The sequence below is a fragment of the Pseudomonas kilonensis genome (genome assembly GCF_001269885.1).
Taxonomy (GTDB): domain Bacteria; phylum Pseudomonadota; class Gammaproteobacteria; order Pseudomonadales; family Pseudomonadaceae; genus Aquipseudomonas; species Aquipseudomonas kilonensis.
Genome location: NZ_LHVH01000030.1, coordinates 88,787 through 108,001, shown reverse-complemented (window position 1 = coordinate 108,001; position 19,215 = coordinate 88,787). Strand labels below are relative to the sequence as shown.

At 60.6% G+C, this 19,215-nt stretch carries 20 protein-coding genes and 1 tRNA gene; 15 read left to right on the top strand and 6 right to left on the bottom strand.

What is annotated here, in order from left to right:
* Window positions 1-44 precede the first annotated feature (44 nt).
* The 14 genes from AD662_RS22455 to AD662_RS22390 all read left to right on the top strand — a co-directional run bounded on the left by AD662_RS22455 (window position 45) and on the right by AD662_RS22390 (window position 10,434).
* Window positions 45-791 carry a YebC/PmpR family DNA-binding transcriptional regulator gene (locus AD662_RS22455; RefSeq protein ID WP_018614256.1) on the top strand — a complete coding sequence of 249 codons (747 nt, stop codon included), beginning with the start codon at window positions 45-47 and terminating at the stop codon, window positions 789-791.
* Between the two features lie 153 nt (window positions 792-944).
* Window positions 945-1,469, top strand: a complete 525-nt coding sequence (gene ruvC, locus AD662_RS22450) for a crossover junction endodeoxyribonuclease RuvC (RefSeq protein ID WP_018614254.1) — start codon at window positions 945-947, stop codon at window positions 1,467-1,469.
* Between the two features lie 115 nt (window positions 1,470-1,584).
* Entirely contained in the window at window positions 1,585-2,202 is a 618-nt protein-coding gene (gene ruvA / locus AD662_RS22445) for a Holliday junction branch migration protein RuvA (protein WP_053189763.1), read from the top strand.
* Complete coding sequence (ruvB, locus tag AD662_RS22440) at window positions 2,203-3,264, top strand: Holliday junction branch migration DNA helicase RuvB (protein WP_003178599.1); 1,062 nt, start codon at window positions 2,203-2,205, stop codon at window positions 3,262-3,264. It begins immediately after the preceding gene.
* Between the two features lie 127 nt (window positions 3,265-3,391).
* Complete coding sequence (gene ybgC / locus AD662_RS22435) at window positions 3,392-3,859, top strand: tol-pal system-associated acyl-CoA thioesterase (RefSeq protein WP_003205037.1); 468 nt, start codon at window positions 3,392-3,394, stop codon at window positions 3,857-3,859.
* Window positions 3,849-4,544, top strand: a complete 696-nt coding sequence (gene tolQ / locus AD662_RS22430) for a protein TolQ (RefSeq protein WP_014339916.1) — start codon at window positions 3,849-3,851, stop codon at window positions 4,542-4,544. Before ybgC ends, tolQ begins: the two co-directional genes overlap by 11 nt.
* Before the next feature lie 23 nt (window positions 4,545-4,567).
* Window positions 4,568-5,020 (top strand): protein TolR, encoded by a 453-nt coding sequence (gene tolR, locus AD662_RS22425; RefSeq protein WP_161798348.1) that lies wholly within the window; start codon window positions 4,568-4,570, stop codon window positions 5,018-5,020.
* Window positions 5,020-6,099: a cell envelope integrity protein TolA gene (gene tolA / locus AD662_RS22420; protein WP_053189762.1), complete on the top strand. Its 1,080-nt coding sequence runs from the start codon at window positions 5,020-5,022 to the stop codon at window positions 6,097-6,099. Before tolR ends, tolA begins: the two co-directional genes overlap by 1 nt.
* A complete protein-coding gene (gene tolB, locus AD662_RS22415; RefSeq protein WP_024616314.1) occupies window positions 6,096-7,397 on the top strand; it encodes a Tol-Pal system beta propeller repeat protein TolB in 1,302 nt (433 codons plus the stop codon). Before tolA ends, tolB begins: the two co-directional genes overlap by 4 nt.
* Window positions 7,398-7,449: 52 nt before the next feature.
* The gene (pal, locus tag AD662_RS22410; RefSeq protein WP_003205029.1) at window positions 7,450-7,947 is read left to right on the top strand and encodes a peptidoglycan-associated lipoprotein Pal; all 498 of its coding nucleotides are present in this window, start codon (window positions 7,450-7,452) and stop codon (window positions 7,945-7,947) included.
* Between the two features lie 6 nt (window positions 7,948-7,953).
* Window positions 7,954-8,787, top strand: a complete 834-nt coding sequence (gene ybgF / locus AD662_RS22405; protein WP_014339914.1) for a tol-pal system protein YbgF — start codon at window positions 7,954-7,956, stop codon at window positions 8,785-8,787.
* A 166-nt stretch (window positions 8,788-8,953) separates the two neighbouring features.
* The gene (gene queE, locus AD662_RS22400; RefSeq protein WP_018614239.1) at window positions 8,954-9,601 is read left to right on the top strand and encodes a 7-carboxy-7-deazaguanine synthase QueE; all 648 of its coding nucleotides are present in this window, start codon (window positions 8,954-8,956) and stop codon (window positions 9,599-9,601) included.
* Window positions 9,602-9,620: 19 nt separating this feature from the next.
* On the top strand, window positions 9,621-10,295 hold the full coding sequence (queC, locus tag AD662_RS22395; protein ID WP_174553538.1) for a 7-cyano-7-deazaguanine synthase QueC: 675 nt from the start codon (window positions 9,621-9,623) through the stop codon (window positions 10,293-10,295).
* Window positions 10,296-10,358: 63 nt separating this feature from the next.
* Window positions 10,359-10,434 (top strand) — tRNA-Lys (locus AD662_RS22390).
* A 149-nt stretch (window positions 10,435-10,583) separates the two neighbouring features.
* Here the strand turns inward: AD662_RS22390 and AD662_RS22385 are convergent.
* The 6 genes from AD662_RS22385 to AD662_RS22360 all read right to left on the bottom strand — a co-directional run bounded on the left by AD662_RS22385 (window position 10,584) and on the right by AD662_RS22360 (window position 17,637).
* Window positions 10,584-12,014, bottom strand: coding sequence for a hypothetical protein (locus tag AD662_RS22385; protein ID WP_053189760.1), 1,431 nt, complete (start codon window positions 12,012-12,014; stop codon window positions 10,584-10,586).
* Window positions 12,015-12,111: 97 nt separating this feature from the next.
* Window positions 12,112-13,299, bottom strand: coding sequence for a cyanate transporter (locus AD662_RS22380; RefSeq protein ID WP_053189759.1), 1,188 nt, complete (start codon window positions 13,297-13,299; stop codon window positions 12,112-12,114).
* Between the two features lie 296 nt (window positions 13,300-13,595).
* On the bottom strand, window positions 13,596-14,507 hold the full coding sequence (gene copD, locus AD662_RS22375; protein ID WP_053181319.1) for a copper homeostasis membrane protein CopD: 912 nt from the start codon (window positions 14,505-14,507) through the stop codon (window positions 13,596-13,598).
* Between the two features lie 4 nt (window positions 14,508-14,511).
* On the bottom strand, window positions 14,512-14,898 hold the full coding sequence (copC, locus tag AD662_RS22370; RefSeq protein WP_024616308.1) for a copper homeostasis periplasmic binding protein CopC: 387 nt from the start codon (window positions 14,896-14,898) through the stop codon (window positions 14,512-14,514).
* Between the two features lie 53 nt (window positions 14,899-14,951).
* A complete protein-coding gene (locus tag AD662_RS22365; RefSeq protein ID WP_053189758.1) occupies window positions 14,952-15,851 on the bottom strand; it encodes a copper resistance protein B in 900 nt (299 codons plus the stop codon).
* Between the two features lie 10 nt (window positions 15,852-15,861).
* Window positions 15,862-17,637 carry a copper resistance system multicopper oxidase gene (locus AD662_RS22360; protein WP_018614227.1) on the bottom strand — a complete coding sequence of 592 codons (1,776 nt, stop codon included), beginning with the start codon at window positions 17,635-17,637 and terminating at the stop codon, window positions 15,862-15,864.
* A 496-nt stretch (window positions 17,638-18,133) separates the two neighbouring features.
* On the opposite strand from AD662_RS22360, the gene nadA reads away from it, so the two are divergent.
* Window positions 18,134-19,192 carry a quinolinate synthase NadA gene (gene nadA / locus AD662_RS22355; protein ID WP_003205010.1) on the top strand — a complete coding sequence of 353 codons (1,059 nt, stop codon included), beginning with the start codon at window positions 18,134-18,136 and terminating at the stop codon, window positions 19,190-19,192.
* The last annotated feature ends 23 nt before the right edge of the window (window positions 19,193-19,215 follow it).

Here is a 19,215-nt window from a genome sequence, read left to right as displayed (position 1 = left end):
TACGCGCAGGGCGGGCAATGTTCCAAAGAGAAACGGAGCGAGTTATGGCAGGTCATTCCAAGTGGGCGAACATCAAGCACCGCAAAGAACGTCAGGATGCCAAGAGAGGCAAGATCTTCACCAAGTGGATCCGTGAGCTGACGGTCGCGGCCCGCCAGGGCGGCGGCGATCCGGGTTCCAACCCGCGCTTGCGCCTGGCCCTGGACAAGGCGCTGGGTGCCAACATGAGCCGCGACATCATCGACCGGGCCATCGCCCGTGGCGCCGGTGCGACCGAGGCTGACAACGTTGAAGAGCTGACCTACGAAGGTTACGGCCCGGGCGGTGTGGCGGTGATGGTCGAATGCATGACCGACAACCGCAACCGCACTGCGGCAGCCGTGCGTCACGCGTTCAGCAAATGCGGTGGCAACCTGGGCACCGACGGCTCCGTGGCCTATCTGTTCGAGCGCAAGGGGCAGATCAGCTTCGCGCCGGGTCTCGATGAAGATGCCCTGACGGAAGCCGCCCTGGAGGCCGACGCCGATGACGTGGTCAGCCACGAAGACGGCTCGTTCGACGTGTTCACTTCGTTCGCCAGCTTCTATGCCGTGCGTAACGCCCTGGAGGCGGCCGGTTTCAAACCCGCCGACGCAGAGATCGTCATGCAGCCGACCACCAGTGCCGAACTGGACCTGGAAGGTGCCGAGAAGGTGCTCAAGCTGATCGACATGCTTGAAGACCTGGACGATGTGCAGAACGTCTACTCCAACGCCGACATTCCGGAGTCGGTGGCTGAACAGCTGGGTTAATGATCTTCTATTGAGGCGCATGATTATCAGGGTGGGAGCGGGCTTGCTCGCGAATGCAGTGCATCAGTCGACATCGATGTCGAATGTGACGACCTCTTCGCGAGCAAGCCCGCTCCCACAAGTTCAGGTAACCCCCTTCAAACCGCAGGCGCTATGACTTTAATCCTTGGTATCGACCCTGGTTCGCGCATCACCGGCTACGGTGTGGTTCGCGATACCGGGCGCGGCTGCGTGTACGTCGCGTCTGGTTGCATCCGCACTGGCGCGGGTGAGCTGCCTGAGCGCTTGCAGATCGTTTATCGCGGCGTTCGCGAAGTCATCCAGACCTACGGGCCGGTGACCATGGGTATCGAAAGAGTCTTCATGGCGCGCAACGCCGATTCGGCCCTGAAGCTGGGGCAGGCCCGGGGTGCGGCCATCGTGGCTGGCGCCGAGGAAAACCTGGAGATCGCCGAGTACACCGCGACCCAGGTCAAGCAGGCGGTCGTCGGCACAGGGGCGGCGAACAAGGAGCAGGTGCAAATGATGGTGATGCACCTGTTGAAACTGGTCAGCAAGCCGCAGATCGATGCCTCCGACGCCTTGGCCATCGCCATTTGCCATGCCCACACCCGTTCCAGCCTGTTGCCTCATGGCCTGGGGACCGCACGCAGTCGTGGCGGGCGCCTGCGTCTCTGATAGCATCAGCGCAATCTTTCGTGAGCCCGAGCATCTTGCGCCTGTGTCGTCGGCCTTTATGCCCGGGCTGTTACTCGCCAGCCAGCAGGTTGGCCAACACCCAAGGATCTGAAACGTGATTGGACGCTTGCGCGGCACCCTGGCTGAAAAACAGCCGCCGCACCTGATTCTGGATGTAAACGGCCTGGGCTATGAGCTGGAAGTGCCCATGACCACGCTGTACCGCTTGCCGTCGGTCGGCGAGCCGCTGACCCTGCACACCCATTTGGTCGTGCGCGAGGATGCGCAGTTACTCTATGGCTTCGTCGGCAAGCGCGAGCGGGATTTCTTCCGCGAGCTGATCCGTCTCAATGGCGTCGGCCCGAAACTGGCCCTGGCCTTGATGTCGAGCCTGGAGGTCGATGAGTTGGTGCGTTGTGTGCAGTCCCAGGACACCTCGGCCCTGACCAAGGTGCCGGGGGTGGGCAAGAAAACCGCCGAGCGCCTGCTGGTCGAGCTCAAGGACCGTTTCAAGGCCTGGGAGGCGGTGCCGGCGATGTTCGCCTTAGTGCCGAATCAACCGAACCAGCCGGACGCGCCGGCGCCAGCGGTCAGCGCCGAAAACGATGCGGTCACCGCGCTGATCTCCCTGGGCTACAAGCCGCAGGAAGCCAGCAAGGCGATTTCCGCCATCAAGGAAAAAGGCCTGAGCACTGAAGATATGATTCGTCGTGCCCTGAAGGGAATGATTTAAGTGATTGAAGCTGACCGCCTGATCGCCGCCACGGGCGCGCCCCGTGACCGCGAGGAAATCCAGGACCGCGCGATTCGCCCTGTCAGCCTGGCCGACTACATCGGCCAGCCGACCGTGCGCGAGCAAATGGAGCTGTTCATCCAGGCGGCCCGTGGGCGCAGCGAGTCGCTGGACCACACCTTGATCTTCGGCCCGCCGGGCCTGGGCAAGACCACCCTGGCCAACATCATTGCCCAGGAAATGGGCGTCTCGATCAAGAGCACGTCGGGGCCGGTCCTCGAGCGGCCGGGCGACCTGGCGGCGCTGCTGACCAACCTTGAGCCCCATGACGTGCTGTTCATCGACGAAATCCATCGGTTGTCGCCGATCGTCGAGGAAGTGCTGTACCCGGCCATGGAAGATTTCCAGCTCGACATCATGATCGGCGAAGGGCCGGCGGCACGCTCCATCAAGCTCGACCTGCCGCCCTTCACCCTGGTGGGCGCCACCACCCGCGCTGGCATGCTGACCAACCCGTTGCGGGACCGTTTCGGTATCGTCCAGCGCCTGGAGTTCTACAACAACGCCGACCTGGCGACGATTGTCAGTCGTTCGGCGGGCATCCTCGGGTTGCCGCTGGACCCGGACGGTGCGTATGAGATCGCCCGGCGTGCCCGGGGCACGCCGCGGATCGCCAACCGCCTGCTGCGCCGGGTCCGGGATTTTGCCGAAGTCCGGGCCAAGGGCCACATCACCAAGCCGATTGCCGACCTGGCGTTGAACCTGCTGGACATCGACGAGCGTGGCTTCGACCACCAGGACCGGCGCCTGCTGCTGACCATGATCGAGAAGTTCGACGGTGGCCCGGTGGGCGTGGACAGCCTGGCCGCGGCCATCAGCGAAGAGCGCCACACCATTGAAGATGTGCTGGAACCGTACCTGATCCAGCAGGGCTACATCATGCGTACCCCTCGCGGGCGCGTGGTGACCCGCCATGCTTATCTGCATTTTGGCTTAAACATCCCGACACGAATGGGTGAGATGCCAGTGGTAGACGAATTCCTCGATGCCGTGGACGATTGAACGCGCTCTGTACGCCGACTTTTTTCCAGTTCGTGCTGTCCCAGACGACGCCTGGAGCGTCAATGCGTTCGAGAATGAAAAAACAGTTGCCTGGCCGATTGGCAACCTGAGGAGTAAGCACTAGAGTATGCGCGCGCAAAACGGGCTGGAGTCGTTCGCACATCGCTGTCGCGTTTATTACGAGGACACCGATGCTGGCGGCATCGTCTACTACGTCAATTACCTCAAGTTTATGGAACGGGCTCGAACCGAACGGCTGCGGGAACTGGGTTTTGCCCAATCCGCGCTGGCAGGGGAGGACCTGTTATTCGTCGTGCATTCCAGCGAAGCGCGCTACCACGCGCCGGCGCGACTGGACGACGAACTGGTGGTAAGTGCCGATGTCATCGAATTGAACCGTGTCAGCCTGCGTTTCAAGCAGCAGGTCAGGCGGGCTACGGATAATGTGCTGCTCTGCGAAGGGCAGTTTTTGGTGGCCTGTGTGCGCACCCATAGTTTGAAACCCCGGGCCATTCCCGAAGCTCTACGTGCGGCCTTTGCCGGCGTGAGCGGCGCGGGTACACACTCAGAGCAGGAGATAAAGCGTGGAAGCTAACGTCGTCGACCATTCCTCCATGTGGAGCCTGGTCAGCAATGCCAGCGTCGTGGTGCAACTGGTAATGCTGACCCTGGTAGCCGCATCGGTGACCTCATGGATCATGATCTTTCAGCGCAGCAACATGCTGCGCGCCGGTCGTCGTGCCCTGGAGAGCTTCGAGGAGCGCTTCTGGTCCGGTATCGACCTGTCCAAGCTCTATCGCCAGGCTGGCAGCAATCCGGACCCGGATTCGGGCGTCGAGCAGATCTTCCGCGCCGGTTTCAAGGAGTTCTCTCGCCTGCGCCAGCAGCCGGGCGTCGACCCTGAAGCGGTGATGGAAGGTGTGGCCCGTGCCATGCGCGTGGCCATTTCCCGCGAGGAAGAAAAGCTCGAACAAGGCCTGTCGTTCCTGGCCACCGTCGGTTCGGTCAGCCCGTACATCGGTCTGTTCGGTACCGTGTGGGGGATCATGAACTCCTTCCGTGGCCTGGCTTCTGCCCAGCAAGCAACCCTGGCCACCGTGGCCCCGGGCATCGCCGAGGCACTGATCGCCACCGCCATCGGTCTGTTCGCGGCCATCCCGGCCGTTATCGCCTACAACCGCTTTGCCGCCCGCAGCGAAATGCTGACCGGCCGTTACTACACCTTCGCCGATGAATTCCAGGCGATCCTGCACCGCAAAGTGCACACCAGCGAAGAATAAGCAGGTATTTCCCAATGGCTTTAATCGCTCGAGCCCGAAAAAAGCGCAAGCCGGTTGCCGAGATGAACGTGGTGCCCTACATCGACGTGATGTTGGTGCTGCTGGTCATCTTCATGGTGACCGCGCCGATGCTCAATCAGGGCGTGAAGGTCGATCTGCCCAAGGTTTCCAGCGAAGCCTTGCCGCAGGACAACAACACCCAGGTACTGACCATTTCGATCAAGGCTGACAAGACCTACTACTGGAACCTTGGCAGTGAAGTGGACACCGAGAAGCAGCAGGACCGGGCCATGACCTTGCCGCAGATGACCGATGCGGTGACCAAGATCATTCGTGTCGGCAACGATGCCGGCAAGCGCACGCAGGTCTTCATTCGCGGCGACAAGACCGTCGACTACGGTGCCGTGATGGGCGCCATGGGCGGCCTGCAGAAAGCCGGGGTCGGTAATGTTGGCTTGATCACCGAGGCCCCCTGATGCAGCAACAGCGAGAGCCGTCCGCCTCGGAAAGCTACTTCTGGCCCAGTGTCCTGGCCATCGGCTTGCATGTGCTGGTGTTCGGCATGCTGTTCGTCAGTTTTGCCATGACCCCGGAGCTGCCGCCGGCCAAGCCGATCGTGCAGGCGACCTTGTACCAGCTCAAGTCGAAAAGCCAGGCCACCACGCAGACCAACCAGAAGCTTGCCGGTGAGGCGAAAAAATCCGCCGCGCGCCAGACCGAAGTCGAGCAGATGGAACAGAAGAAGGTCGAGCAGGAAGCGATAAAGGCCGCGGAACAAAAGAAAGAGGAATCGGCTCAAAAGGCCGAGGAAGCCAAGAAGGCCGATGAGGCGAAGAAAGCGGACGAGGCGAAAAAGGCTGACGAAGCCAAGAAAGCCGACGAAGCGAAGAAAACCGCCGAGGCCAAAAAGGCAGAAGAGAAACAATTGGCTGATATAGCCAAGAAGAAAGCCGAAGAAGAAGCCAAGAAAGCCGCTGAAGAAGAGGCCAAGAAAGCGGCCGCTGAAGAAGCGAAGAAAAAGATCGTCGAGGACGCGAAGAAAAAAGCAGCCGAAGACGCCAAGAAGAAAGCTGAAGCTGACGAGGCGAAAAAGAAAGTCGCCGAAGACGCGAAGAAGAAAGCCGCCGCCGACGCCGCCAAGAAAAAGGCCCAGGACGCAGCGCGTAAATCCGCCGAAGACAAAAAGGCCCAGGCCTTGGCAGATTTGCTTTCCGACACGCCGGAGCGCCAGCAGGCCTTGGCCGATGAGCAGGGCGATGAAGTCGCCGGCAGCTACGATGATCTGATTCGTGCCCGAGCGGCAGAAGGCTGGGCTCGTCCACCTTCGGCGCGTAAAGGCATGACGGTAGTATTGCAAATCGGCATGTTGCCCGACGGTACGGTTACCTCGGTCAGCGTCGCCAAGTCCAGTGGTGACGGCCCGTTCGACGCTTCGGCGGTCGCAGCGGTCAAGAACATTGGGCGATTGACGGAAATGCAAGGAATGAAACCGAGCGACTTTGCTCCCTATCGTTCATTCAAGATGACATTCACACCTGAGGATCTAGCCTTGTGAGAAACCTTCTTCGATCAATGCTGGTCGTTATCTGCTGCCTGGCAGGGATAGCGGTAGCAGAGGAAAAGAACATTCTGGTCACCAGCGGCAGCGACCGGGCGACCCCGATCGCCGTCGTACCGTTCGGCTGGCAGGGCGGTAACGTCCTGCCGGACGACATGGCGGAAATCATCGGCAACGACCTGCGCAACTCGGGTTACTACGCGCCGATTCCGAAACAGAACATGATCAGCCTGCCGACCCAGGCCAGCGAAGTCATCTACCGTGACTGGAAGGCCCTGGGCGCCCAGTACATCATGGTCGGCAGCATCGTTCCGGCTGGCGGTCGCCTGCAGGTGCAGTACGCCCTGTTCAACGTCGCCACCGAACAGCAAGTGCTGACCGGCAGCGTGTCGGGCAGTGTCGATCAGCTGCGCGACATGTCGCACTACATCGCCGACCAGTCGTTCGAGAAACTCACCGGCATCAAGGGCGCGTTCTCTACCCGCATGCTCTACGTGACGGCCGAGCGTTTCTCCGAGAACAACACCCGCTACACCCTGCAGCGTTCCGACTATGACGGCGCGCGTGCGGTGACCTTGCTGCAATCGCGCGAGCCGATCCTGTCGCCGCGCTTCGCCCCCGATGGCAAGCGCATCGCCTATGTCTCGTTCGAGCAGAAGCGTCCGCGCATTTTCGTGCAGCACATCGACACCGGTCGTCGTGAGCAGATCACCAACTTCGAAGGCCTGAACGGCGCGCCAGCCTGGTCGCCGGACGGTTCGCGCCTGGCGTTCGTGCTGTCCAAGGACGGTAACCCGGACATTTATGTGATGAACCTGGCTTCGCGTTCGATCTCCCGCGTCACCAATGGCCCGGGCATCAACACCGAACCGTTCTGGGGCAAGGATGGCTCGACCATCTACTTCACCTCCGACCGTGGCGGCAAGCCACAGATCTACAAGACCGGTGCCGGTGGTGGCGGTGCCGAGCGCGTGACGTTCGTCGGTAACTACAACGCCAACCCTAAACTGTCGGCAGATGAAAAGACCCTGGTGATGATCCATCGCCAGGATGGTTTCACTAATTTCAAGGTGGCGGCCCAGGATTTGCAGCGCGGTAGCGTAAAAATCCTCACTGATAGCACTCTGGACGAGTCACCCACTGTTGCGCCCAACGGCACCATGGTAATCTACGCCACCCGCCAGCAGGGCCGGGGAGTCTTGATGCTCGTGTCCATTAACGGACGCGTGAGGCTCCCGCTTCCTACCGCTCAAGGCGAAGTCAGAGAACCGTCCTGGTCCCCTTACCTGAACTGACGCGGCGCTATACGTTTTACTTAACACACTGGGGTTCATTAGGAGTTTCACGATGGAAATGCTGAAGTTTGGTAAATTTGCTGCGCTGGCTCTGGCCATGGCTGTAGCTGTAGGTTGCTCGTCCAAAGGCGGCGACAATGCCGGTGAAGGCGCTGTTGATCCAAACGCTGGTTACGGCGCTAACACCGGTGCAGTTGACGGCTCCCTGAGCGAAGAAGCTGCTCTGCGCGCAATCACCACCTTCTACTTCGAATACGACAGCTCGGACCTGAAGCCAGAAGCCATGCGCGCTCTGGACGTTCACGCCAAAGACCTGAAGTCGAACGGCGCTCGCGTTGTTCTGGAAGGCAACACCGACGAACGTGGTACTCGTGAGTACAACATGGCACTGGGCGAGCGTCGTGCGAAAGCCGTTCAACGCTACCTGGTACTGCAAGGTGTTTCCCCAGCTCAGCTGGAACTGGTTTCCTACGGCGAAGAGCGTCCAGTTGCTACCGGCAACGACGAGCAGTCCTGGGCTCAAAACCGTCGCGTCGAACTGCGTAAGTAATTCGTCATGCGAACGTGCCGTCGTGCTGTAACTGTTCTGGCTCTCAGCCTCGCGCCGCTTGCGGCGTGGGCTGCGGTTCCTGTGGTCGATAACGATGCCGGCTATAACAATAGCGGGAGCAGCTATCCGCCTGCAGGTTACGGTACGAACGGCGCCTATGCCGGGGGAGGGGTTTCGGCCCCTGTCTCGGCACAGGGCGAGCTGTTCAACCAGCTCCAGCAAATGCAGGATCAGCTTTCGCGCCAGCAAGGCGTGATCGAAGTTCTGCAGAATGATATTTCGCGCATGAAGCAGGAAAACCTGGAGCGATACCAGGATCTTGATCGGCGCATAGGATCCGGCGTTGCACCTGCCGCGACTCCCGAGAATTCTCCAGCCGGTGGCGACTTGAACGCCCCCGGTGCAGCCGCAGGCGCGGGGGCAGCCGCTCCCGCAGCACCTGCCGCCGGTGGCGAGCCGGCTGATCCGGCGAAGGAAAAGCTCTATTACGATGCTGCCTTCGACCTGATCAAGGCCAAGGATTTCGACAAGGCCAGCCAGGCCTTTGGCGCTTTCCTGCGCAAATACCCAAACAGCCAGTACTCGGGTAATGCCCAATACTGGTTGGGCGAAGTGAACCTGGCCAAGGGTGACCTGCAAGGCGCTGGCCAGGCGTTCGCCAAGGTTTCGCAACTGTATCCCAAGCACGCCAAAGTGCCGGATTCGCTGTACAAGCTGGCTGACGTAGAGCGCCGCCTCGGTCACACCGACAAGGTAAAAGGCATTCTGCAGCAGGTGGTGGCCCAATATCCGGGTACATCCGCCGCCCAGTTGGCCCAGCGTGATCTGCAACGCATGTAAGCTGGCTTGACCTGTTTTGAAGAAACCCGCGCCTGTCGCGGGTTTTTTCGTTAGAATTCACGCCCTTTTTATGAAACACGCTTTTTGGGATCTGCGCGTTGGCGGGGTTCCTTGAAGTGCCTGACGGAGGCGGACAGCCTGTTTAGCTGTTACGCCCGTGGCGACTATGCAAGACACATTGAGAATCACCGAAGTTTTTTACTCGTTGCAGGGTGAAACGCGGACGGCTGGGCTGCCCACAGTATTTGTGCGCCTCACCGGTTGCCCGTTGCGTTGCCAATACTGCGACAGTGCCTACGCGTTCAGCGGCGGCACCTTGCGAACCCTCGACGATATCCTGGAGCAAGTGGCCAGTTATCGCCCGCGTTATGTCTGCGTCACGGGCGGCGAGCCATTGGCGCAACCCAACGCCATTCCCTTGCTCAAGCAGTTGTGTGATGCCGGATATCAGGTTTCCCTGGAAACCAGCGGCGCCTTGGATATCTCGGCCGTCGACCCGCGTGTCAGTCGCGTTGTGGACCTGAAGACTCCAGGTTCCAAGGAAGCGCACCGCAACCGTTACGAGAATATCGAACTGCTGACGCCCAACGATCAGGTCAAGTTCGTGATCTGTTCCCGGGAAGATTACGACTGGGCCGTGTCCAAGCTGATCCAGTACGGACTCGACCAGCGGGCCGGCGAAGTATTGTTGTCGCCGAGCCATCACGATTTGAGCGCCCGGGACCTGGCGGACTGGGTGGTGGCGGATAACCTGCCGGTGCGCCTGCAACTGCAGCTGCATAAATATCTTTGGAACGACGAGCCGGGGCGCTGATATGACAGAACATTCGAACATTGCAGAAAAACGTGCGGTCATCCTGTTGTCCGGCGGCCTGGATTCGGCCACCGTCGTGGCCATGGCCCATGCCGAGGGTTACCGCTGCTACACCATGAGTTTCGATTATGGTCAGCGCCACCGCGCAGAACTGCACGCCGCCGAGCGAGTGGCCCGGGACCAGGGCGTGGTGGAACACAAAGTGATCGGCCTGAACCTCAACGGCATCGGTGGCTCGGCCTTGACCGACAGTTCCATCGACGTGCCGGAGGCGCCTGGCGAAGGCATCCCGGTGACGTATGTGCCGGCGCGTAACACCGTATTCCTGTCCTTGGCATTGGGCTGGGCCGAAGTGCTGGGCGCCCGTGACATTTTCATCGGCGTCAATGCCGTGGATTATTCCGGTTACCCGGATTGTCGCCCGGAGTTCGTCGAAGCCTTCGAGCGCATGGCGAACCTGGCGACCAAGGCCGGCGTAGAAGGGCTGGGTTTCCGCATCCAGGCGCCGTTGCAGAATCTCAGCAAGGCCGACATCGTCAAGGCCGGTGTGAAGCTTGGCGTGGACTACGGGCTCACTGTTTCCTGCTATCAGGCCGACGATCAGGGCCGTGCTTGCGGCAAGTGCGACAGCTGCCGCCTGCGCGCAGAAGGCTTTGCCGCGGCGGGTGTGAGCGATCCAACCCGTTATTTTTGATTTATTTCAAATTAGGTGTTGAATAGTCCTTAAAAATCAGTATTATACGCGCCACCACACAGCGGGTCGTTAGCTCAGTTGGTAGAGCAGTTGGCTTTTAACCAATTGGTCGTAGGTTCGAATCCCACACGACCCACCATTTTTTGCAGTTTTAAAAGTCTGGAAGGCCCACGAAAGTGAGGATTTCCGGATTTTTTTTTGCCTGAAATTAAGTGTCCCCCCGCCCAAGGGCAGGGAGTCAGCAGTCCTGTTGTAGAGCCGTCGCCATGCTCACGACTGCCAGGGCCTTCAGCCCTTTTTCTCGCCCGACGCGGAGCGATGAACGCCAGGAACCAGCGCTTCCCACGCGAGCCAACGTCCTGCCTGGATCTGCCATGAGGGCACCCGACAGGACCATTCGTTCTGTGGTTTCCTGGCGAATACCGGTAGCCGAGGTTTGCGCACAACCTTGCTATTGAGCGTGCTCACACAGAACTTCGAGTAGTTTTTCAGTTCTTTGAGTTCAAGTGACAGCATGTCTTTTGGGCACAGTAACAGTACGTCCCCAAAGGAATATAACTGGAACGCCTCGACTTCTATTTTTTGCGCAGCAACCTGACGTGTTTTCCACAGGGTGGCGCTCAGGTCCTGCAGCTTTATATCCTCTGGCAAGGTGTATCGCTCCGCCGTTTGTTGGCGAACCGATAAGCCGCCTGCTGCGATGTAGGTGATCTGGCTCAAACTGCCCGGCGAGAGCAATGTGAAGACGAAAAAGGCGAAGATCATTGCGACCAGGCCATTGAAGGTCCGCCTGTAGATATCCCCCTTGAAACAATAAAATATGACGACCGGTAGCAGGGTGAAGATGAGTGTCAGCCAGGACAGGCCCGCCACGTAGGGGACGGTGTCAGGCGTTTCCCTCTCCATATATGAACGTATCGTCAGCAGGATTGGAAAGGCGGCGAAGATCACGGTGACGAATATGGAGATCGAGAGCAGGGTGACGAGCCAGAACTCTTTGCGAGCCCATACCCACGACTGTAGCCGCTGCCATTTTTCTTTTAGCCAGAGCCACGCTGGCGTCGTCTTGTTCTTGAGTGCCTGCCAATAGGTGAGCCATTCTTGCGACCAGGTCTTCTGGGCGGGGGCTGCCTTGTGCTGCAATTTTTTCCGCTTTATTTGTTGATGGGCTGCCAGGCGCTTCAAGCGGGCTCGATCCAGCCTGGCTTGGACAAGTGTGCTTTTCCTGATGATTCTTTTGAACGGCGTGAATGCGTACATGAGAAAGCACGCAACGAAGACGATCAGGAGTAACGCCGCCATTGTCGCCCAGTGGTTCAATAAAGTGGGCAAGAAGAAGGTGGCCCAGATGAACGCGCTAAATCCCACAACCGTGGGGAACACCAGATAGAAAACAATCTTCGGTTGGTGGTCCTTCATGTTTGAAAAAAGCGAAACCGAGCAGCCGAACATCCACGTTGTTGCCCCCAGGATGAACAAATACGAAAGCATCAGCAGCAGGACCAGCACGACCCAGACCAACAGCGCAGACTTCACATCGATCGACGGCATGAAAAGGTCGATACGTCCAATCGTGCGGGTATAGAGATACAGCGTGATGAACCCAAGCCCTGTCGCGAGCAGGCCTAACGTGACGGTGATTTGGGTCCAATAGGAAAGAATGCGTTTGATGGTTCGCTTTAGCACTTCAGCGAAGGTTCTGTCAGGAATGACGGACAAGGCGTAGCTCCCTTACGAGGTAAAAATCCTGGCAGGTATAGTAACGCCAAGTCGCACCCGCTAAATCTTCAACCTATCAAGTCCTCCTACTGGAAATTCAGCGGATGTGCTGTCCGTAATGTTTTGGGTCCAGGCGCAATACCATCACCATCATCAACGCCATGACCGCCGTGAGCGACCACCAGGCCCACTCAAAACTCCCCAATTGGTCGCGGATCATCCCGGCAATCAATGGCGAGAGCCCGGCGATGAGATAGCCGACACCCTGCACGAACGCGGTAAGGCCACCGGCCCGACGTGGGTTATCCAGGTGGTCGAGGGATACGATCAGGCTCATGGGGAACAGGCCGCCGATACCCAGCCCCAGCAGGCAGGCCCAGAGCAGGCTGAAGCGTTCCGGACTGAGGATCAGGCCGCAGAAGCCGCCGATGATCAGGGCTAGCAGGACGGTCAGGACCAGGCGTTTATCCCGGCTGCGGTTGGCAATCGCCGGAGTGATCAGGCCGGACAACACTTCCATTGCCGTGAGGAACCCCAGCAGCAGGCCAGCGTGCTGTTCGCTCCAGCCCTTTTCCACGTAGTACGGCGCCAGCCAGGCCAGCACGCAGGTGTAGGAGGCGGTGCCCAGGCCAAAGAAAATCGCCAGGAGCCAGGCCCGGGCGTTGCTGGAAAACGCTTCGTGATGCCGGGACGCTGCTTCGGGCAAGGGCGTGATGTTCGAGCGCTGGGCGTACCAGCAGCCCAGGGCGACCAGTGCCAACAATGCCCAGATCGCCAGGCCGACGCGCCAACTGCCAGTCTGCGTCAGGACAAAGGGTGAAAACGATGCGGCAAGCGCCGCCCCGCCCATGATGGAGGTGACGTACAAACCCATGAACAGCGAGACGTTGTCGGCGAAGCGCGATTTGATCAGTGCCGGCATCACCGCCTGGATCAAGGCGATCCCGAGCCCGGCCACGATCGCACTGGCGATCAACCCGGCGGCGCTGTCCAGGTACAAGCGCGAGGCCGTGGCGAGACCAATGATCAACAGCGACAGCACGATGGTGCGGTGTTCACCGATGCGCAGGGCGATGCGCATGCCCAGGAACATCGCGAGGCCCATCGCCATGACGGGCAACATGGTCAACAGCGAGGCGGTACTGAAACTCAAGGGCACCTCGCCGCGAATAGCCGACAACAACGGCCCGACCGCCGCCATCGAGGGCCGCAGGTTCAGCGCGACCAAGACGATGCTGACCATCAGCCAGACGGCGTGGGTGCTTGAGGTTCGAATGTTTTCCATAACAGGGCCTTGGCTGGATAAAGCCCCATTTAGGCCAGGGCACCTTGCGATGGGCAAACTGAAAACTGGTGAGGCTTATTTAATAATTAAATGTTGCTCGCTTTTGTGGCGAGGGAGCTTGCTCCCGCTTGACTCTGTAGGAGCTGGCGAAGCCTGCGATCTTTTGATTTTTTGATCGTTCGCTCACGACTCAAGTGTCTGGGACAAGATCGCAGCCTCGTTGCACTCGACAGCTCCTACACGCACCCCAGCGGGAGCAAGCTCCCTCGCCACGGATTCAGTGGGGCGTTAGTCGTTTATTCCATCCCCGGGCTCAGCGTCCCCAGCCACGCCACCAACCCCAGGATGATCACCGCGACAGTGAACTCCAGGACCATGCTGCGCCGCAGGGCATTCACCGCGACCCCGTGCTCGCCGGTCTTTCGGGCCTGCTCCAGCAGTGGGCTCAGGTGAAAACGGTTCAGCGCGGCGAACACCAGCATGGCCGCGAACAAGATGAGTTTGAGCGCCAGCAACTGTCCATAGGTACTGTCGAACAAGCCTGCGACGTTTGGGCCGACGATAAACAGATAATTCACCACCCCCGTCACGCTGATGACCACCACGATCACCGCCCCGGCGGTTTCAAACCCGGTCAACGTCCGGGCCAGTACCGCCAACTGCGGTTCGGTCTGGCGAAGCAGCAGGGCGAACGCAGCCAAGGCGCCGACCCAGCCTCCCGCCGCCCACAGGTGCAGGAAGTCGGTGATGAAGTGCCAGTTGCGGCGTGTGCCTTCGTCCATGGCGCCATGCCCTGCCCAGGCCAGCGTCGCCAAGGCCACCGCCCCGCCCAGCATCGCCAGGCCCAGGCTGGCGGTCGGCCAACGTGTATTGAGCGTCACGGCGAAGCCGGCCAGCAGCAGCGCCGCTATCCGCAGCGTCCAACTCAAGCCGAAATCGGTCTCCATCACCATCATTTCAACGTGCGGCCACAGCTCGGCCCAGTCCGCAACGCCGCTCATGGCCCAGGCCATGCACGCCATGGCGGCGAAGGAGAGCAACCCGCCCAGCACCGCCGTGGTCAGCAGCAGCGGCGTGAAAGGCAACTGCGCGCCCGACACCCGCTCCTGGCCTCGCAGGCTATAGAGCCCGAACGCGGCCAGGCCGAACAACAGCATCAAATCCAGGTACAGGGCGAAACGCAGGGCGATGTTGATCGAGTCGCTCATCAACTCACTTCACCTTGAACGTGACGTTACCGGTGATCGGGTGAGTGTCGGACGACACCGCGCGCCACTGGACCTGATAGGTGCCGGCGGTGAGGGGACCATTCGGGACAATGACCATGGTTTTCGGGTCATCGCTGCCGGAAACCTTGGCTGGCATGGGCATGGGCGAATGCGCCGCCATGCCGGGCATGGCGGTCATCATCAGCTTGGCGCCGGAAAACTTGGTCAGCAGGTTTTCGGAAAAATGCAGCTCGATTTTTGCCGGTGCCGCCCCGTCTGCACCGTCGGCAGGGGTAGAGGACAGCAGTTTCGGGTGGGCCTGGGCCAGGCCACTGACCAACAGGCCGGTGGATAAGGCAACGGCGACAACAGCGGTTTTGATGAATGACATGCAAGGACTCCTACAGCTCGGTTTTTTAGTTTTGAGTGAAACAGGTCAGTGGCTCAGAACCACATGCGCACGCCCAGCACCAGGCGCGCTTCGCTGCGGTCTTCGCTTTCTTCCCGGGCGTAGTCGGCGGTGTTGCCGTAGACCCGGTTCCAGGTGACGCCAATGTAGGGTGCGAATTCGCGGCGTATTTCATAACGCAGCCGTACGCCGAGTTCGGTGTCCGACAGCCCTGAGCCGACACCGCGGGCGGGGTCGTTCTTGCCATAGAAGTTGACCTCGGCGGTGGGCTGCAGGATCAACCGATTGGTCAGCAAGATGTCGTAGTCGCCTTCCAGTCGCGCCGCGCTCTGGCCGCCTTCACCGATGAATGCGGTGGCTTCGGCTTCGAAGTTATACAGCGCCATGCCTTGCACACCGAAGGCGGCCCAGGTTTGCGGATCGCCTGGCTTGAAGTCCTGGCGTACGCCGGCCACCACGTCCCACCAAGGACTGATGGCGTGGCCCCATAGGGCTTGAAGCTCTGCCTCTTCGGTCTTGCCGTTGAGGCGTTCACCTTCGGAGCGCAGCCACAAGCGGTCGATGTCGCCACCGATCCAGCCGGAGGCGTCCCAGCTCAGGGCGCTGCCGTCATCGGCGTCTTGCCACTCCAGCTGGTCGATGAGGAAAAACGAATGGATGGCGCTGTCATGCACCGCGTGTCCGCCATGATCCTCGTAGACGGCGGCGCGGTCGGCGGCGGTCAGTTCCGGGATCGGCGTGCGGCTGCTGGTCGGCGCTGATTGCATGGGTTCCATGCCCTGCATCGAGTCCATGCCTTGCATCTGGCTATGGTCCATCCCGGGCATCTGGCTGTGATCCATGCCTTGCATGTAGTTGCCCGCCGCCCAGGCCGAGGTGGCGCCGAGGGTCAGGCTGGCAATGAGTGCCATGGGGTAGTGAAAAACAGTGGTCATGGTCGGCTCCTCATTCCTGCACCCGAACTTCACGGAACATCCCCATCTCCATGTGAAACAGCAGATGACAGTGGTACGCCCAGCGCCCGAGGGCATCGGCGGTGACGCGGTAGCTGCGCTTGGTGCCCGGCGGCACGTCGATGGTGTGCTTACGCACCATGAACTGGCCGTTCTCATCCTCCAGGTCGCTCCACATGCCGTGCAGGTGGATGGGATGGGTCATCATGGTGTCGTTGATCAGCACGATGCGCAGTCGCTCGCCGTACTTGAGCAGCAGCGGCGCGGCGTCGGAAAATTTCACGCCGTTGAACGACCAGGCGAATTTCTCCATGTGCCCGGTCAGGTGCAGCTCGATCGTACGGCCCGGCTCGCGGCCGTCGGGGTCGGGGAAGGTGCTGCGCAGGTCTGAGTAGGTCAGCACTTTGCGGCCGTTGTCGCGCAGCCCCATGCCCGGGTCGTCGAGCCTGGGCTTGACGCTCATGGCCTGCATGTCCACCAGGGGGTTGTCGTTCTCGGTGTCGGGATGCGACTGCATGCCGTCCATGCCTTGCATGGCACCGTGATCCATACCGGCCATGTCGCCCATGCCCTGCATCTGGCTGTGATCCATACCTTGCATCGAGCTGTCGTCCATTCCCGCCATGCCCTGCATCGAGCCATGGTCCATGCCACCCATGCCCATGTCGTCCATGGTCACCAATGGCCGCGGGTCCAGGGGCGGCACCGGTGCCGACAACCCGGCCCTGGCCGCGAGAGTGCCGCGGGCATAGCCGGTGCGGTCCATGGACTGGGCGAACAGGGTGTAGACCTCCTGGGTCGGTTCGACGATGACGTCATAGGTTTCGGCCACGGCGATCCGGAACTCGTCGACGCTCACCGGTTTGACGTATTGGCCGTCGGACGCCACCACCGTCATCTTCAAGCCAGGAATGCGCACGTCGAAATAGCTCATGGCCGAGCCGTTGATAAAGCGCAGGCGAAGACGTTCGCCAGGCTTGAACAGGCCAGTCCAGTTCATATCCGGCGCCTGGCCGTTCATGAGGTAGGTGTAGGTGGCGCCACTGACGTCGGCCAGGTCAGTGGGATTCATCTTCATCTCGGCCCACATCTTGCGATCGGCCACGGTGCTGGCCCAGCCGTTCTTGCCCACATCGTCAATGAAGTCGCCGACGGTGCGTTTGTTGTAGTTGTAGTAGTCCGACTGTTTCTTGAGCTTGCGAAGGATGTCGGCGGGGTCTTCATCGGTCCAGTCGGTGAGCATCACCACATAGTCCCGTTCGTACTGGAAGGGCTCCGGCTCCCTGGCGTCGATCACCAGCGGGCCGTAGACCCCGGATTGTTCCTGGAAGCCGGAATGGCTGTGGTACCAGTAGGTGCCGTTTTGCCGGACCTTGAACTGATACACGTACATGCCGTCGGGTTCGATGCCTTTGAAACTCAACCCCGGAACGCCGTCCATGTTGGCTGGCAGCAGGATGCCGTGCCAGTGGATGGACGTGGTGTCCTTCAAGCGATTGCGCACCCGCAGGGTCACGGTGTCGCCTTCACGCCAGCGCAGCAGCGGGCCGGGAATGCCGCCGTTGATGGTCTGGGCGGTACGTGGGTTGCCGGTGAAGTTGACCGGGCTTTCGCCGATGAACAGGTCGAACTCGGTGCCGCTCAGGACGTTGGGCTGGCCCGGGCCGGTGACCGCCCAGACAGGCGCGCGCCACAAGCCCAGGCCGCCAAGGATGCCGCCGGCAGTCAGGCCCTTTACGAAGGTTCGCCGGGAAGTTTTTGTTTGCATGCGATGGAAGTCCGTCAGTCGATTCGCAGCGAACACGGGGGCAATCCCCCGGTGTCGCTTTGAAAAGAAGATGACATAAGCCGGCCGGGCAGGTGATTACATTTCGGTCAGCTTGCCGGAGGCAGAAGCCACTATTGCCTTGGCTAACGCAAAACCTGTGGCGAGGGGATTTATCCCCGCTGGGCTGCGAAGCAGCCCCAAAGAAGGTGAATGCAACATGCCTGATACACCACGGTGTCAGGGTTTAGGGCTGCTGCGCAGCCCAGCGGGGATAAATCCCCTCGCCACAAGGTTTGTGTTCGACTCAGTTGCCTGTGACAGGTTGGTCGGGCACAGGTCAGAATGATCTTTTGCATCGACGGGATATTCTGTAGCCTTGCCGGCTTCACGCTGTCCCGTGCCTGATTGATACCCACTTTCCCGGCGGTACCCGAGTGGTCCGGAGCCGGGTGTATACTCGACTTTCGCGCTAAACGCGCTTGCAGGTCTTGCGAACATGACGCAAATTTCCGAACGCCTTCTGGTCCAGGCCCACCTCGACGCCAAGCAGCCCAAGCCGCTGACCGCCGAGCAAGAGGCCTGGTACCGCGCCGCCATCGCCGCCGAGCTCAAGGCTCAGGACGCGGTGCTGGTCGCGCACTTCTATTGCGACCCGATCATCCAGGCCCTGGCCGAAGAGACCGGGGGTTGCGTGTCCGACTCCCTGGAAATGGCCCGCTTTGGCAATGCCCACCCGGCCAAGACCGTGGTGGTGGCGGGGGTCAAGTTCATGGGCGAGACCGCCAAGATCCTCAACCCCGAAAAACGTGTGCTGATGCCCACCCTGGAAGCCACCTGCTCCCTGGACCTGGGCTGCCCGGTGGACGAGTTCTCGGCGTTCTGCGACCAGCATCCGGAGCGCACCGTGGTGGTGTATGCCAACACCTCGGCGGCAGTGAAGGCCCGGGCCGACTGGGTGGTGACGTCCAGTTGCGCGCTGGAAATCGTCGAGAGCCTGATGGACAACGGCGAGACGATCATCTGGGGCCCGGACAAGCACCTGGGCACTTACATCCAGCGCAAGACCGGCGCTGACATGCTGCTCTGGGACGGTGCCTGTATCGTCCACGAAGAGTTCAAGTCCAAGCAGTTGGAGGACATGAAGGCGCTGTACCCGGACGCCGCGATCCTGGTGCACCCGGAGTCGCCGACGTCGGTGATCGAACTGGCGGATGCCGTGGGCTCCACCAGCCAGTTGATCGCCGCGGCCCAGACCCTGCCGAACAAGACGCTGATCGTCGCCACCGACCGGGGCATTTTCTACAAGATGCAGCAGCTGTGCCCGGACAAGGTCTTCATCGAAGCCCCTACCGCCGGCAACGGCGCGGCGTGCCGCAGTTGCGCACACTGCCCATGGATGGCGATGAATACCCTGGAGCGCACGCTCAAGAGCTTGCAGGAGGGTGCCAACGAGATATTCGTCGACCCGGCGCTGATTCCCCAGGCGATTCGCCCGCTCAAGCGCATGCTGGACTTCACCCAGGCGGCGCGGATGAAGCTGGCGGGCAATGCCTGATTGGAGGCGTGAGCTTGATCGTT